The 16,131-nt window shown below is 31.5% G+C and carries 9 protein-coding genes; all 9 read left to right on the top strand.

The genetic code is table 11. The features are described 5' to 3' along the window. Nucleotides 1–312: 312 nt before the first annotated feature. The 9 genes from Q8X41_RS08640 to Q8X41_RS08600 all read left to right on the top strand — a co-directional run bounded on the left by Q8X41_RS08640 (nt 313) and on the right by Q8X41_RS08600 (nt 15,804). Nucleotides 313–1,245 (top strand): LAGLIDADG family homing endonuclease, encoded by a 933-nt coding sequence (locus tag Q8X41_RS08640; RefSeq protein ID WP_397539822.1) that lies wholly within the window; start codon nt 313–315, stop codon nt 1,243–1,245. Continuing rightward, nucleotides 1,238–1,537, top strand: a complete 300-nt coding sequence (locus Q8X41_RS08635) for a hypothetical protein (RefSeq protein ID WP_397539821.1) — start codon at nt 1,238–1,240, stop codon at nt 1,535–1,537. The genes Q8X41_RS08640 and Q8X41_RS08635 overlap by 8 nt, the downstream gene beginning before the upstream one ends. 805 nt (nt 1,538–2,342) lie before the next feature. Next, the gene (locus Q8X41_RS08630; protein ID WP_397539820.1) at nt 2,343–4,253 is read left to right on the top strand and encodes a class I SAM-dependent DNA methyltransferase; all 1,911 of its coding nucleotides are present in this window, start codon (nt 2,343–2,345) and stop codon (nt 4,251–4,253) included. Beyond that, nucleotides 4,243–5,274, top strand: coding sequence for a restriction endonuclease subunit S (locus tag Q8X41_RS08625; protein ID WP_397539819.1), 1,032 nt, complete (start codon nt 4,243–4,245; stop codon nt 5,272–5,274). Before Q8X41_RS08630 ends, Q8X41_RS08625 begins: the two co-directional genes overlap by 11 nt. A 1-nt stretch (nt 5,275) precedes the next feature. Continuing rightward, nucleotides 5,276–7,000: a DUF262 domain-containing protein gene (locus Q8X41_RS08620; RefSeq protein WP_397539818.1), complete on the top strand. Its 1,725-nt coding sequence runs from the start codon at nt 5,276–5,278 to the stop codon at nt 6,998–7,000. Nucleotides 7,001–8,232: 1,232 nt separating this feature from the next. Further along, nucleotides 8,233–9,252, top strand: a complete 1,020-nt coding sequence (locus Q8X41_RS08615; protein WP_397539817.1) for an HNH endonuclease — start codon at nt 8,233–8,235, stop codon at nt 9,250–9,252. A 341-nt stretch (nt 9,253–9,593) separates the two neighbouring features. Next, nucleotides 9,594–9,998, top strand: a complete 405-nt coding sequence (locus Q8X41_RS08610) for a hypothetical protein (protein ID WP_397539816.1) — start codon at nt 9,594–9,596, stop codon at nt 9,996–9,998. 544 nt (nt 9,999–10,542) lie between these two features. After that, nucleotides 10,543–12,363 carry a DUF262 domain-containing protein gene (locus Q8X41_RS08605; protein ID WP_397539815.1) on the top strand — a complete coding sequence of 607 codons (1,821 nt, stop codon included), beginning with the start codon at nt 10,543–10,545 and terminating at the stop codon, nt 12,361–12,363. A gap of 552 nt (nt 12,364–12,915) precedes the next feature. Continuing rightward, nucleotides 12,916–15,804 carry a P-loop NTPase fold protein gene (locus Q8X41_RS08600; RefSeq protein WP_397539814.1) on the top strand — a complete coding sequence of 963 codons (2,889 nt, stop codon included), beginning with the start codon at nt 12,916–12,918 and terminating at the stop codon, nt 15,802–15,804. Nucleotides 15,805–16,131 lie beyond the last annotated feature (327 nt).

Here is a 16,131-nt window from a genome sequence, read left to right as displayed (position 1 = left end):
AGCCATTCTCCACTTTCGTTTTCAACTAACCCTGCTACTCCTAGCCAGATTCTAGTAGTGAATGTTTACCTAATGTGAATAAAAGTAAATCTCTTTTATTACTTTTTTGAAAATCTTTTCATATCCATAATCTTTTTCCAATCTCGATTTGCTCTATAAACTCCATGTTATACCATTTATTCAAGTAATATTCTTTAATGGTATTATTATATATTTTTTATCATTCGTTAGATTTAACTTGAATAGGTATATATTTTTAATTCTTTGCCAATATTTAATATTGAAAATTACTGGCAAAGGAAAATTTAAAATATGGACAAGTTATTAAACGAAAATGAAATTATTTCTTGGTATTTGAGTGGTATGCCAATGAAAGAAATCGTAAAATATTCTAAGTATAAAGATAGAAGCGGGGTATATCGATTTTTAAAGAAGAACAATATCACACCGGGTAGGAATCCTAGAATAAATCTATCGGATGAGAAGGTTAATGAAATGATCAAAATGTATAATGCCTCACAAAAAGTAACAGCTGTTGAAATGGGAAAGAAATTCGGAGATATATCAGGTGATTCGGTACTGCGTATATTAAGAGAGAATGGTGTTCAAATAAGACCTCAACCTAGAAAGCATATTGTAAATGAGAACTTCTTTAATTTTTTGAACCCAGAAGTTATGTATATAGTTGCGCTTATACAAACAGATGGAACCATCCATAAAGATCTTTTAGGTTTCTCTATCATACAAAAGGATTATAATTTACTAAAAAAGATAGCATATCAAATGGGGGCAGATGAACATATTATTTATGAATATGAATATGGAGTTCCTTCTCTAATCGTTAGAAGTAAAAAAATGGCCCGTTCATTAATGGATAATTTTAAGTTACATCCTAACAAATCAAAAACATTGGAAATGCCACAAATTCCTGAAGAACTTATTCCCTCATCGTTGAGAGGGCTTTTTGATGGTGATGGACACTTTTCAAAAAGAGAAGCTGGTTTTGTAACTGCTAGTGAATCCTTTGCTTTATCATTCTATGATATACTTCAAAAATATCAACTGGATCCTAAATTGCAACTTGAGAAACCAAATCAAACATGGCTATTTAGAGTGTATGTTCGAGGGAGAGAAAACCTCAACGAGCTAAACGATATCTTATATAGTGATGGAAGTGCATTATATAAAGAAAATAAAAGGAAAAAGCTTTCAAATGCATATAAAAAAGGTGATATAGATGAATAGCATTCAGAAGTTAGGAAGGACAGTAGTAGAGAAAAAGGTTATTCAAATGTATGTAATGGAAAAATTGGGCGCACCGACTATTGGTAAGGAGTTTGGTATTAGTAAAACCGAAGTATATCGGATTTTGGAAAGAAATAATATAAAACGAAGGCAAAAAAAGGCGTTGGTTGCACAAGAGATTATGAAGTTACACAAGCGAATGAGTATACCTGAGCTGAGTGAACATTTCGGATTACAAGAAAAGACTATTAAGATCATCATATCACAGAATGAAAAAGAAGAATTATTGTGAATAGAGGAATGAAGTACTGCATGGAATATGGAGATGGATAAAAATGATAGTATAAAAGTGAGAGAGGTTATATAAAATGCAATGCCTATTAACGGTCATTAGAACACCTCGATAAATTGAACATTAAGGGACAAGAATTCAATGGGACAAATATGGACAATTAAATATCCCTTTCTTGGATTAATATTATTTTTTAGACCTTGGAAATCATGGATAAACTTATCATATTCTATATGGAAAAAATAATTAATCAACAGTAAAAAATTCATTAGTGATAGGGCTTAGATAAATTCATCGTTTCCGCATCGATTTAGTTTGAAAAGTTGACAGAGTGTAATAGCGATTAACATTGCTTTAGAATTATCACTTAATTCTTGAATTTCGACAACTGGCACTTTTACCTTTAATCCAATAATATTTATATACTCTAGAAATTTGCTAGTATTGAATGAAATGAAAGGTAATTCAATGGTTGAATGACCTGAATAATAACTCCAAAATAAAACACAAAGTCGAAAACAGATAAAAAATAGAATGATGATTAGCGTTTAGCCGTTGAAAATAAAGGGCTTTTTTTATTTATTCAAATCAATGTCATATTTCTCTGTTGCTGAAAGTAAGACTTTGTAAAATCAACATCATATGGAAATAATAACCGATAAGTATCATATTTTGCCCCAAAATTTGCCCAATAAAAATCTTGAATAGGACCTCTGTACAAAACATTTCTTGAATGGTTACATGTCCACGATTTTGCTATAATAGGAATAGTTAAAATCAGGCAAAGAAAAGGAATGCAAATAGAATGGCAAATGAAGCAACAGCTACCGACCAATTTGTAAGACGTGAGATAGAAAAATTCAATGTGAAATATGATGAACAAGGTTCTTCTAATCCTGAAATATCCAAGGCGCTCAAAGGAGCAAGCAAACAAGGTGGAACAGGAATAGGAAAACCTGAGTTTGTTTTGCAAATTGGAGACTATCTTCTGGTAATTGAAGATAAAAGAGAAAATGATAAACTAATCAATTTTGAAAATCATGAAATAGCTAAAGATGTACCGTCATTATGTGGATATGCTGTAAATGGTGCAGTACATTATGCTCATCACATTATCAACAAAACAGATTCATTTGATGAAGTTATCGCTATTGGTATAACAGGAGACGAAGAATCTCATTATATCCAACCTGTACTTGTCAATAAAACAGATGATGAAATTTCTGAAAAAGTTCTTCCACAGATTACTGATTTACAAAAGCTACACCCTGATAATATCAATGAATGGTATTCTATCACCGTTTTAGGTGAATTTTCAAGTGAACAAAAGCGAATTTTTGAATTGCAAAATGTCGCTAAAGAATTGCATGAGGATTTACGAAACTATGCCTCACTTGAGGGTGAAAATAAAGCAACCGTTATTTCTGCTATTCTTTTGGCACTCAACGAGAGAACATTCAAAGCAAATGATTTAATAGGCGATGACACCAAAAAAGACGGTATGCGAATTATTGAAGCCGTTGAAACTTACATCAACCGTGAGGGAGTGATGCCTCAAGCCAAAACAGATATTCTGCTGAATAAATTTGCTTTTTTAAAAACAAATGTACGTTTGAATGAAATCAATTCTTCTCTAGGAATGACACCCTTACGTTATTTTACAAATAAGCTGAATAGTAAAGTTATTCATCATTTTAAGCAAAATACAAATTATGATATTCTCGGTAATTTTTACGGCGAATTTGTCAAATATGGTGGAAGTGATGGAAATGGGCTTGGAATCGTCCTCACACCTTATCATATTACTACGCTCATGGCTGAGTTAATTGATATTTTACCAAGTGATTATGTGCTTGATCCTGCGTGCGGAAGTGGTGCATTTCTGATTTCTGCCATGAACCGCATGACCTCAAAAGCAAAAAAACCAGATGAAATCAAGCATATCAAGCGACATCAACTTTTAGGCATTGAAATGCAAGAGAAGATGTTTACAGTTGCGACTACAAACATGATTTTAAGAGGAGACGGCAAAAGCAATCTTCAACTCGCAGATATGTTTACTGTGGCTGGTCAAGAAATGCAAGATAAAAAAGTCAACAAGGTTTTATTTAACCCTCCATACTCTCAAGGGAAAACAGATAAAACGCTGACTGAAATTTCATTTATCAAGCATGCTCTAGAAATGCTTGTCGTTGGTGGTAAACTTGCTGTTATTGTTCCTCAATCTACAATGGTAGGTAAATCCAAAGAAGAAAAAGAATACAAGAAAAAAATCCTAGAAAATCATACTCTAGAAATGGTTATCACAGCAAATAAAGCAACTTTTCACGGTGTAGGGACTAATCCAGTTATCGCTGTTTTTGAAGCTGGGAAGCCACACCCCGAAAATAAAAAAGTCAAATTCATCAATTTTGAAGATGATGGATTTGTTGTGCGTAAACATATTGGTTTAGTTGATGATGGTTCAGCTGATGAAAAGAGAAAAGTTCTTTTTGATGTTATCAATGGCGATAACGAAGATTACACCACGAAATTTATGGTGAAATCAATCATTCAAGCCGAAGATGAATGGCTACACAGCTTTTTCTACTTCAATGACGAAATTCCAACTGACGAAGATTTCGAAAAGACCATTGCAGATTATCTGACTTTTCAATTTGATATGTACACGCATGGGCGAGGATATTTGTTTGACGAGGTGGCAGATGAAAAATAGAGAATGGAAAACTTTTAGTTTGGGAGATGAGAAATATTTCACACTCCATGCAACTTTGAATGGGATTGATAAGAACAAACTCATTGATAATGGTGAAAAGAAATATCCATATATAACTAGAAGTAAAAATAATAATGGTTTAGATATGTTTGTTTCAGAACAACCTCAAGACATCAATAAAGGAAATGTAATTATTATTGGCCTTGATACTCAGACTGTATTTTATCAAGAATCAGATTTTTATACAGGGCAAAACGTGCAAATTCTTTACAATGAACATCTGACTAAGAATATTGCTTTTTTCTTAATACCAATAATCAAAAAACAACTTGCTGTTTTGAACTGGGGAGGTAATGGAGCAACTCTTGGACGTCTAAAAAAGAAAAAAGTTGTTCTTCCAGTAAATGATGAGGGTACTCCTGACTGGGGGTTTATGGAAGAATATATCCGTGAAAAATCAAATCAAATCAATGATACCTACAAACTTCCTGAATTCCACGAAATAAGTGATGAGAGGGAGTTGAATGAACTGGAATGGCAACCATTTCTTATTTCTGATTACTTTGTTGTAAACAAAGAAAGAGGTAACGAGAGCAATATGGATGCTCTTCCCAAAGGAAATCTGCCTTTGATTTCTGCAAAAAAGATGGGAAATGGGCTCAAAGGATTTGTCACAACTGATGAAAAGAAAATTAAATCTGCTAATGTGATTACATGGAATAAAGATGGGGATGGTGGAGCAGGTCTAGCTTATTATCAAGAATTTAAATTTGCTGTTGACTCACACGTTTTTGTACTTTATGCAAAATTTGATGCAAATAAGTACTCTCAACTATTTATTTCTAGAATCTTGTCAAAGTATAAAGAAATATTTAATCACGGGAGGGCTAATTCATTAGTTCGATTCAAATCAGAAAAATTTATGCTTCCCTCTAAGAATAACCAACCTGATTTTGAATTTATGGAACAGTACATGAAGCGTATGGAGAATAAAGTAATTTCTAAAATAAGGAAGTTGTAATATGGAAGTAAAAGTATCGCAAAAAACAACCATGAAACAAATCTTTTCTAGCTTACTTGATGATGGGAAAATATTTTCTATTCCAATATATCAAAGAGAGTATTCTTGGCGGGAGGAGCAATGGAAAGAATTTATTGATGATGTGAGACATTCTTTTCGAAAAAATGGTATTTATACCGATTATTGGGGTAATATTCTTGTCTTTTACAACAAAGATAAGAATGAATATGAGATTGTTGATGGACAGCAACGTATTGTTACGATTTTATTGTTCATCCTATCACTTGGCAAGAAATATGAAGCAGACGAAAAACTTCCTTTGAAATTTACTGAATCTAAAAATGATTTATGGATAAAATTAGCACAAGGTAAAAAGTTGAAACAGGAAGAAAAACGTTCCAGCTTAGCTCGAGCAAAGGTTTATTTTGAAAAAATGATTTCTGATAATACTCTGGATTCAGAAAAACTTTTGAATCATATATATAATACTCAAATTTCTATTGTTGTAATTGATGACGAAATTGAAAGCAATCTTCTTTTTGGACGATTAAATACTCGTGGTCTTAGGCTAGATGACGTTGATTTAATTAAACACAAAATATTTTATGAAACAGAAAGAAATTCAGGTCCAACTAATAATGATCAAGCATTAGAAAAATGGAGAAGTATTCAAAAAGCTATTTCAAGTTTTAATATGACAATTGAATCATTTATACCTCTTTGGTGGGAAACGAGATATGATCTTTCTGAAGAAAATTTGTACAATTCTTTTGAAAAAGAACTAAAACCAATTCATTATTTATCATTTTTAGATAGTTTATTAAATACGGCGACCAAAATAGAAAGCTGGAGAAGAAATGATACTGGGAGTGATAATAGACTAGGGAGAAATTTAAATTGGCTACTGAAAATAACTCCATCTTCAAAAGTATTCAGCGTTATCATTGCGATGGCAGATGTAACTTTTGATGGAAAGATTAGCCTCTTAGAATTATTAACTGCTTTTGAATTTGCTCGTGCAATTACTCCTCCTCCCTCAGTTATCGGAAAAGAAGTGATAGGCTGGTCAAGGTTAGGGGTAAATTATGAATTTTCTGATTTAGATGATGCTTATATCAAATTTAGCAAAAAAGTTACATCAACTGGTGTTACAGGTTTAGAAATAAAAAAAGAAATTAAAAATCTAAAAAATATAATGTCAGAACTTCTACCTGAAAAAGAAGATTTTGAAGAGCTATTCTCTAGTCTACGATGGGCAGATAAAGGAGATTGGTATAGGCGCAGAGAAGAAAAATTACTATCTACATATGCTATTTATACGCTCAATAATTGGCTTGATACGGTAAATCATGGCGCAGGCGAGCAGTATCGAACAAAAGATGATGATGATTATTCCATAGAGCATATTCTTCCCAAAGGAAATGCTACTGCAAGTGAAGAATCTTCCGAATATCGTATTGGCAATTTAACCGTATTGGAAAAACCAATAAATAATGACTTGGGGGACAGGAAATTATTAGAGAAACTACCTGCATATAAAGATTCTAAATACCCTCAAGTTAAAGAACTCTTATTTAAAAATAAGCGCAAGTTTGCTCTTACAACAAGGAAAAAAAGAAACATTGAATGGGAAATAAAAAATTTTGATAATAATGCAATAAACTCTCGAGGCTATTATCTTGCCGATTGTTTCTTTGAAAAAATGGTGCAATTAATAGAGAGTTGAGGCCTGAGATGATTAAAGTAAAAGTTACGCCCAAATTCGATAGAACCCTGTGAGTTAATATATTCTTTAGCATCAAAAAGAACTAAGGAAAAATACGAACAATGGGCAGATAATCGAAATCATATCAAGACCACTCATGAGAAACATATGCTTTTGAAAATTTACTAGAAGAAAATGCAAAAATTGAGGACTAAAATTCCATATCACAAAGGCTCTCGCAATGTGCGAGGGTCTTTTTATATATTCTCAAATTTGACCCTCCCACAAGATTAAAGAGAAGATGGCATAATTATCTCTTCGAAGCGCTTCGATAGTTGTCATGAGGTTGCGAACTCCACTATAAAATATTTATGTAGCTAGTCGCAAATGACAAGGTGCTACAATTAGAGTGTCAAGAAAAGTATAGTTTTGAATGGACAAAAAATGCTGGTCCTCATAGTTTTTCGCCATATTCACATTTCTGTTCTGCGCAATGATCCAGCTGTACCACTTAAAGAAGTTCAAGCACGGGTTGGTCATGTTTAGGTAGAAACAACGAATGGGTGGGTACACTCATTTGATGAGTGATTCTCAAGAATAATCAGTTGAAGCGATAAGTCGCTTTATTAAGAAAATGGGTGTAAGCGAAAGTTTGGTTTGAAAAAGCACTTTTGCCCAAAAACAGAAAAAAATAAAATGGCTCGCAAAGCTTTGTAATTAAAGGAGTTATAAGAATGACTAATATACAGTGGTATGTTGGTACTCATCTTCCATCTTAGTTTCTTATTATTTAAACACTTTAATTTTTGTGATAATTTGGTACTATTGAATCAATAGGAGTATCGGGAGGTTTGTGGTATGTCGAGTTTTATACCAAAAAGTATTGGTTAAATGCTAGAGGCTAACATAGAATTTTAGCTTCCATCTTATCACCGTGGTTATTGATGGACTTCTCTTTAAGTTACAGAGTAGTTAGATGATATTTGGGAGTTTCATAAGATGGATTCGAAGAAAGATGATTACTATTGGCTTCAGCAAATTGTTGTTTTGGAGCATTGTGATACTATTTATACATCCAACATGAAATTTAAGGATGTCGTTTAACGCAAAAGGTTCTTAATGGAGAGAGTACTAAATTAAAGAAGAACTACAGATAATACTAAATATCTCCCGTATTTACGATTATCAAATTAACGATCTAGGGTTATCTATATGGTGAAAAATATTGGTATTAAACGTGAGGAGGAAATTATGTGGCAAGCCCAATAACAATAATCAAAAATAATGTACTTTTATTTAAAGCAACAAATATTCAAGAGGCTGCGAGATTCCTTGCAGAACATCTTAATACAACTAAAAATAAATGTTATGATCCAATTGAACGGGGCTATGTATATAACATACCATTCTTTGTTGAAGAAGATGAATATCGTTTTGTTGCACCTGATGAAATCGTTGCAAATCGACGTAAAGAACTCGAAGAAAGAGAGCATAAAAATGCTCGTAGAATTTGGTTGGTGCCAGCAAATCCGAATGAATATGACATAGAGAGTGCATTTCCCCGATATGATACATTAGACTGGAAACGATCTTACAATTATGAAAATGGCGATATTTTATACATATATGTTTCAGGTAATATAAAAAAAGTTCGATATAAAGTTGAAGTCGTAGAAGGTTTGGTCCGTACCAATGATGTTAAATATAATAAAAAGTTTTGGATGGATGAACAGAAATTCGAGCAATCCAAAGAATGGGGTCGTACACGTATCCGCTTAGTTGATGAAGTTGATACCCCAGAACTATCTCTTGCACATTTACGTGAGCATGGTTTGAAGGGTAATATTCAAGGTTCGATGAAATTAACAACTGGTATATTGCTAGATTATATTATGTCATTCTTTGAAAGGGATTTAACGAATGGTTATTATCCTGATGAAGTTCCCGAAACATTAGAAGAAGGAAAGCGTAAAAGTGTTATGGTGAATGTTTATGAACGCAATCCTTTTGCCCGCAAACAATGTATAGATCATTATGGAATCCAATGTCAAGTTTGTAATATGGATTTTGAGAAAACCTACGGAGAAGTAGGGAAGGATTTTATCCATGTACATCATATTAAACCACTTCATGAAATAAAACAGGGCTACATCGTAGATCCAATAAAAGATTTAATACCTGTTTGCCCGAACTGCCACTCAATGCTTCATCGCAAAGAAAATGGGGTGTATTTATCGATAGAACAATTGAGGAAACGTATTTTAATGTACTAGGCTTGATGTGTGAAGCAGGAATAAACATAGCAAAAATTATATAAATTTCAGGACTTGTATGATGTGAGTGACATATAAGAAATATTTGCATCAAAAAAGTAAGTGATTATTCTTGGAGTTATATGGCGTACTATTAACACAAATAAATATTCAGCACCCTCTGGTAGAGGAACGTACAATAAAAGGTGGCTTTTGTTGGATACTAAAATTTATTTATGAAGATTATTTGAATTTACTTTGAAAGTATAGCAGGGGTTTATTACATCTAGTTTCGAACTATTACAACAACTAGTTTTGTGAGAAAATAATAGGCGAAAAATTCCATTTAAGGAGTGACCGAAATGAATCTATTTATCATAAATACTAATAAGTCTACGGATAAACGGTATGAGCAAGAAATGATTCAAGAACAAAAATGTGCAGCATATCGATCTACTAAAAGAGAAATTGAGTCCATTCATAAGGGTGACAAAGTGTTGTTATATAGCAATAAAATTGGAATTATAGCAAGGGGAGTAGCAGACGGAAAGGTGAAAAAGAAAGAAGATAGAGGGGAAATAGATGCTGAGTATTTTATAAATCTGGATGATTTCTATCAATATATTAAATCCATTCCTTATGACAAAATTCGATTAATTGCAGAAAAGGCAGATCCGTCTTTTACAAGACCCTTTAATGTAACTTCTTTAAGATTTGATCAACCTGCATCAATTCTAATTTGGGATGAAGTTTGCAAATATATCTAGGATTTAAAGAAGGTGGCACAAAAGTAGAATACATTAGATATTAATTTATAGAGGAAGGGGAAAATATGAAAAATGATATTTTTAAAATCGAAATTCCTAGATTTATAGACGAAGCAAAACAACAAGGATTACATATGTGGCATAACTCCAGGAGAAGTACATAAAAGTGAAGGTGGTTATCCTTTTTAGAATCATCGAATGCCATCCTGCTGCGAGGCTATGTCTTCATACATGAAACCAAGTGATGAAATTCTTTATGCCCCGCCAAAAGGAAAAGGAGCAACACTCAAAATTAAATATAATATAGGAAATAAAAGGAACAGTTAAACTAAAACAACAAGTGACAGTCACTCAAACAGATTAATTCATAAATTTACACTATCTTGATAAAACGAAGATATATTGTCAAATATTTAATCAATAAGATTTGAATTCGTATCTGGTTACAAAACACAATCAGTTCAATTAGCAAATCAAGTTGTTTTTAGAAGAGATACATTAATCTGAATTCCGATTATAAAGTATCTTAAAAAGGAGACTAAAGATGAGTAGTACGTTTAAGTCAAATGACACGGCAATTGCAGATATTTTAAAGAATATAGAGCATGGGCAAATTCAGCTACCAGATTTTCAGCGTGGTTGGGTTTGGGATGATCATCGTATTAAGGCATTGATTGCGAGTATATCAAATGCATATCCTGTTGGAGCGTTGATGTTTTTGGAGTTTAGTGAAAATGGTGAAATTCGATTTAAATATCGTCCATTTACAGGCGCTACTGCGACAGATAGTCCGGAAATCTTAGTCTTGGATGGACAGCAAAGGATGACGTCAATTTTTAATTCTTTATATTCAAGAAAACCGGTACAAACGCGTACTGAGAAAAACAAAGAAATCCAACGCTATTATTATTTGGATATTGAAAAAAGCCTAAATAGTACAACGGATCGTGTAGATGCAGTAATTTCAGTTCCTGAAGATAAAATTATTCGAACAAATTTTGGTCGGGATATAGAACTAGATGTTAGTACACGAGATAAAGAATTTGCTAATAAAATGTTTCCATTAAACATTGTCTATGACCTAATGGAATATATGGATTGGTTAAATGGTTATCAAAAGTATCATAATTATGATCCAATAATTTCACAACAATTTTCTCAATTTAATAAAGATATTTTAAATCCAATCCAAAGTTATAAAGTACCCGTTATAACATTAGCAAAAAATACCCCTAAAGATGCTGTATGCCAAGTCTTTGAAAATGTAAATACTGGTGGAGTATCCCTAACTGTATTTGAATTGGTAACTGCTACATTTGCTGCAGATAACTTCGAACTTAGAAAAGATTGGGAAAAACGCTCAGAAAAAATGATTGATGCTTCTGCTTTGTCTTATGCTAATCACGATCAAGCGCTATTAAAAGAAGTCTCATCATCTGACTTTTTAACTGCTATAACATTATTAAATCGTTATTATGTTCGAAAAGATGGTGGAGAAGCAATTAGCTGTAAAAAGCGTGATGTATTAAAATTAACATTAGACAATTATCAAAAGTATGCAGATGATTTAACTGAAGGCTTTATTCAAGCTGCAAAATTTATGAAGGAACAGCGGATTTTTACTTCTCGTGATTTACCGTATAGTACGCAATTAATACCGTTATCAGTTATGTTCGCCATACTAAAAAATAAGGCACAGGATAGTACAGTGAAACAGAAAATTATGAACTGGTACTGGTGTGGTGTATTTGGTGAAATGTATGGTGGAGCAAATGAAACAAGATTTGCAACGGATGTTTCCGGAATGATGGAGTGGATTGATGGAGGAAAAGAACCAGATACTGTCCAACGAGCATACTTCCAACCAACCAGGTTACTATCTTTACAATCTCGTTTAAGTGCAGCATATAAAGGTGTAATGGCACTGATACTTAAAGAAGGATGTTTAGATTTCATTACAGGTAGTGCAATGGACTTTACAACATTTTTAGATGAAAGTACGGATATACATCATATATTCCCACGTAAATATTGTGAAGATAAAAAAATTGAAAAGAGAAAATGGAATTCTATTGTGAATAAAACTCCTTTATTTGCAAAAACAAATCGAAGTATTGGTGGTTCAGCACCTAGCAAATATGTTCAAAAAATTATAAATGATAATCGAGTAACTGAAGAAAATCTTAACAGTTATCTTTCGTCCCATTTAATTAACATTGTGGATATAAAAAATGATAATTTCGATGAATATTTTATCAAAAGAGTAAAATCCTTAGTAAATTTGATAAGTAATGCAATGGATAAACCTATTTCAAACTTAGATGGGGAAGATGTTGTTAAGGCATTTGGTAAAGCATTAGTTTAACTTAATCTTCTCATAAATAGTCCTTGGAGATCGAATGTATTTAGGCTCATAAATTCAAAATGGGCATTATACAAAAATAGGAAATGTATAAATGTATATATGCTATGTTTTCAAAACAAGTGGTAGTTCATCATTTGAAGATTTAAGCCAAACAAAACTAGTGAAATTCGATATGTTGAAAAATACTTTGCTGCGTTTGAAGTGGTTGCGTGGTTGAAAAAAGAGCTGTAACACAAAAAATATTTCCAATTCTGGAGTAATTTCCGTTAAAATAAACATTTCCGATTTTGCATCTAGATCCAATCAGTTCTCGGGTTTTCCTCAATGGATCCCGAGATTTTTTCATTCGTTTTCAAAAAAACCAATCTCTATTTAATAGTTTTTATCCAAAAACCGTTGGCATTACTTGTTTTGTCCTTTTCGTCATCTAATAATAATTTCAATAACCAACCAATCAAAAATAAAATTAGAGAAAAATATTATTACAAATATATAATTTGCTGTTCAATATAGTACCCTGAATAAATAACTTAGCAGTTAGGAGTAAGATGTATGCTTAGCCTGAATTTAATCAACCACACAGTACAACAATCGTTTTTATACTTAATATATAGTCTAACCATTACTGGTATGTTTTATCAGATGATGAAACGAATAAAAATGAAAAAGCCAATTTTCATAGAGTTTTTATATCAAATACTTATAACAATTGTACTTGCCTATATCGTTAGGTTAATTGATAACAAAGCAATGTTAGAGGCAATTAATAGGTATGGAAAGATTACACTAGTAGTGTTTATATTACTAACGGGCTTATTAATTAAAGAGATTTTGACCTTTACAAAATCATATCATTCTATAAAAAGTAATTATTGTAATGCAGTTTATTTTTTATTGTTAACAGTACTATTTTATGCAATTTCAGTGGGCGGAGAGATAGTTTGGTATATTGTCCTATTTCCTCTGCTATATCTATTCAGATCACTTGGCAGATATGAAGAGGCAGTAGATATGAAAGAAAGTGGGGATTTTATTGCCCTAAAACAGGATGAAACCTCTGATGTTCCTATATCATCATACAATAAATTATTTCCAACTAGAAAAAAAGAGTTTAATAGAATATATAAATTCTTAAATGATTTAGGGACAGATGATCCCTATGCTATTGCTATAAGTGGTTCTTGGGGCGAGGGAAAAACAAGCTTTATGAATGCCATTATTAATAAATTTAAACAAGAGAATAATAAGGTAATTTACATCCAGCCAATGGTTATAGATACAAGAGAAAGCTTAATAAAGTATGTGTTTGGTAGGTTGGAAGCTTTGTTAATTGAAAATGGCATCTTTACAGGTAAAGGTAGCCCTTATAAAAAGTATTTTAATCTTCTGTTAAATTTTGTTAATAATAAGACGATTATTAATTTTTCTGCATTTTTTGATATTTTCCCTGAAGATAAAAAGGAAGACCTTAGAGAGTTGAAAGAAGACTTAGAAAATCACATTGAAAGGTTGGTATCAGAAAATAAGAGAATTTATCTTATTGTTGATGATCTCGATAGAGTGGAAATAGAAACAGTGTACAGTACGCTAACATTTATCAAAGAGATAGTAGACTTTAAAAAAATTACCGTAATTTTTCTTGTAGATTATGAAAACTTAGTTTCAGAGCATATTTCCATTGAATATTTAGAGAAATTTATTAATACGAGATTTCAATTAAAAAAAATAAAAACCTACGAACTTGCTACGCACTATTTAAAAGCTATAATACCTACTTTTAAAACAGATATGCTAAATGATGAAATAGAGATTTTAAGAGTAAAATACAAGGATTATATTGAGGAATTAAATACTAATTTAAACGATTTACTAAAAAGAAAAGACGATCAATTGCAAGAGTTATTAAAAAAGAAAGAAAAAGGAGAGGGGATAAGTGAAAAATTTATAGAAAGTGAAAGAGAAACAATTTCGAATATTGCTGTCTATCTCAATGATTTAAACATTAAATTAAGTAATGCTAGGTATGTTAAGAAAATAATTATCGAAATAAAAGAGACCTTTGATTTTATTGAAGACAATATCAAAAATGGGCAGAAGGACATTATTGTAGAAAATAATGAAATCCTTGTAAATCAACTTATCCTAAAGCTAAATATCTTTAAAACATTATTCAAAGAGGATTTTGATGATGTAATAAAGGAAGGAAGCTTAAGGACATATCTAAAGGTTACCGATAATCTATTCTTAAAGACATATTTTGGTGCTGATCAAATTGATTACAAATTTGGAAATAAGGATATTCAAAAAACAGTGGAGTATAATTTTTATGATCAAATTATCTTTTCAGATGAAATAGCTGATGAAATATTTTTAAAGATTAAGAGTAAGAATGAAAAGCTAATTGATGAAATTGATACAAGGAATGTCTTTTCTAAAGCTCCTGTTGATTTTGAACAACTGGTAGATTATTTGGAAGCAATAAATTATTCAACTAATGAAAAGAAAGAAGATATAAAAAAACAAAGGATTGAGATTTTTACGGAACTAATGGTCCAATCACTAGAGAACGGAAAGATGAAGTTTGAGCAGGTATTCGAACTATTTAGTAACTCCCATCGAAATAAACTATTTGAAAGCCCAGTTTTCTTTAACGCAATTAAGATGATATTAGATGAGGAAAAAATAGAGTTAAGTAATAAAAAAGCTAAAACCTTAGCCCAGTATCATCTTGATAATATTAAGTCATCACTTTTGACGAAAATGACCCATCCTATGCTAATGATATTATCACTTTATTTTATGGATGATAAGAAATTCTCTTTCGGTTCCTTAAGAGATTCGTTAAACGGAATAAATAAGCTGAAAGAATTTAATGAGCTTCTATCTGAAATAGTGGAAGTTAGCTCAACTAAAAATGAACTAGGATCATTAGACTACCTAAAAGAAGTTTTAATAATCATTGATAATACGATTGTAAAAAATATAAAAAATAATCATCTGGAAAAAAGAGGTTATGAATTTTTTAAAGAGCAGCTTGAAACTTATATTTCCATCCTTATTCTTATAAGGGGAATTTCGCAAAGGTTAAATCATATACCAATAAATAAAAACGCAAAATTTGAATATAGCGGAGAGTTTGTAAATACTGAGGAAGCTGTTTCACAAATAAATTCACTTTATCAACATGTGGTAGGAAGTAAAGAAGCAATAAATTATCGGATTATTTACTTCTTTCATATGTTGCTAAATAATATAGGATGGATATTAACCGATGAAAACCAAGATAGAATAGGTATAGATAATGTAACTAAACTAAAAGAGATTTTTGTGCTATTGGACGAGAGTCTAGGGCAAAATCCCGATAACTACGAAAGTGATAGTTGGCATTATTGTATGATTAAGTTGGGAGAGATAGAAAGGAAAGAAAATAATATTAAATAAAAGCCTTGTATAAAGTGAACTGCACCCGAATCCCGGTTAAATAACAAGAACTGTGTAAAAAAGGTCCACACAAGCTGAGAAAAGAAGGTTAAATATTCGCCTTCTGTTAAATAATATTTAAAAATATACAATAGTGAATAATTAACTGTGGACAGGATTAATATTAAAACTCGTAGAATTTTTTTCAAGTACTAATAAAATTGTTTATACAAGATCTTTTACATTTAATCTTTCGTCTCCGTAAGCAAATTAGTAAAACCTTATTAATTCCTTTGTAAGAACATTTTTTAATGGTCAAAAAAGCCTTATAAACATTGATATTAAAGG

The sequence above is a fragment of the Rummeliibacillus pycnus genome, from assembly GCF_044359855.1.
GTDB lineage: Bacteria > Bacillota > Bacilli > Bacillales_A > Planococcaceae > Rummeliibacillus > Rummeliibacillus pycnus_A.
The sequence above is the reverse complement of the archived record's forward strand: the minus strand, read 5'-3'. Positions and strand labels throughout refer to the sequence as shown.

Bases quoted from the DNA above. Each gene is read 5' to 3' on its own strand.
- Q8X41_RS08605 (WP_397539815.1), top strand. From the start codon at position 10,543: ATGAGTAGTACGTTTAAGTCAAATGACACGGCAATTGCAGATATTTTA.
- Q8X41_RS08610 (WP_397539816.1), top strand. From the start codon at position 9,594: ATGAATCTATTTATCATAAATACTAATAAGTCTACGGATAAACGGTAT.
- Q8X41_RS08635 (WP_397539821.1), top strand. From the start codon at position 1,238: ATGAATAGCATTCAGAAGTTAGGAAGGACAGTAGTAGAGAAAAAGGTT.
- Q8X41_RS08600 (WP_397539814.1), top strand. From the start codon at position 12,916: ATGCTTAGCCTGAATTTAATCAACCACACAGTACAACAATCGTTTTTA.
- Q8X41_RS08625 (WP_397539819.1), top strand. From the start codon at position 4,243: ATGAAAAATAGAGAATGGAAAACTTTTAGTTTGGGAGATGAGAAATAT.
- Q8X41_RS08640 (WP_397539822.1), top strand. From the start codon at position 313: ATGGACAAGTTATTAAACGAAAATGAAATTATTTCTTGGTATTTGAGT.
- Q8X41_RS08630 (WP_397539820.1), top strand. From the start codon at position 2,343: ATGGCAAATGAAGCAACAGCTACCGACCAATTTGTAAGACGTGAGATA.
- Q8X41_RS08620 (WP_397539818.1), top strand. From the start codon at position 5,276: ATGGAAGTAAAAGTATCGCAAAAAACAACCATGAAACAAATCTTTTCT.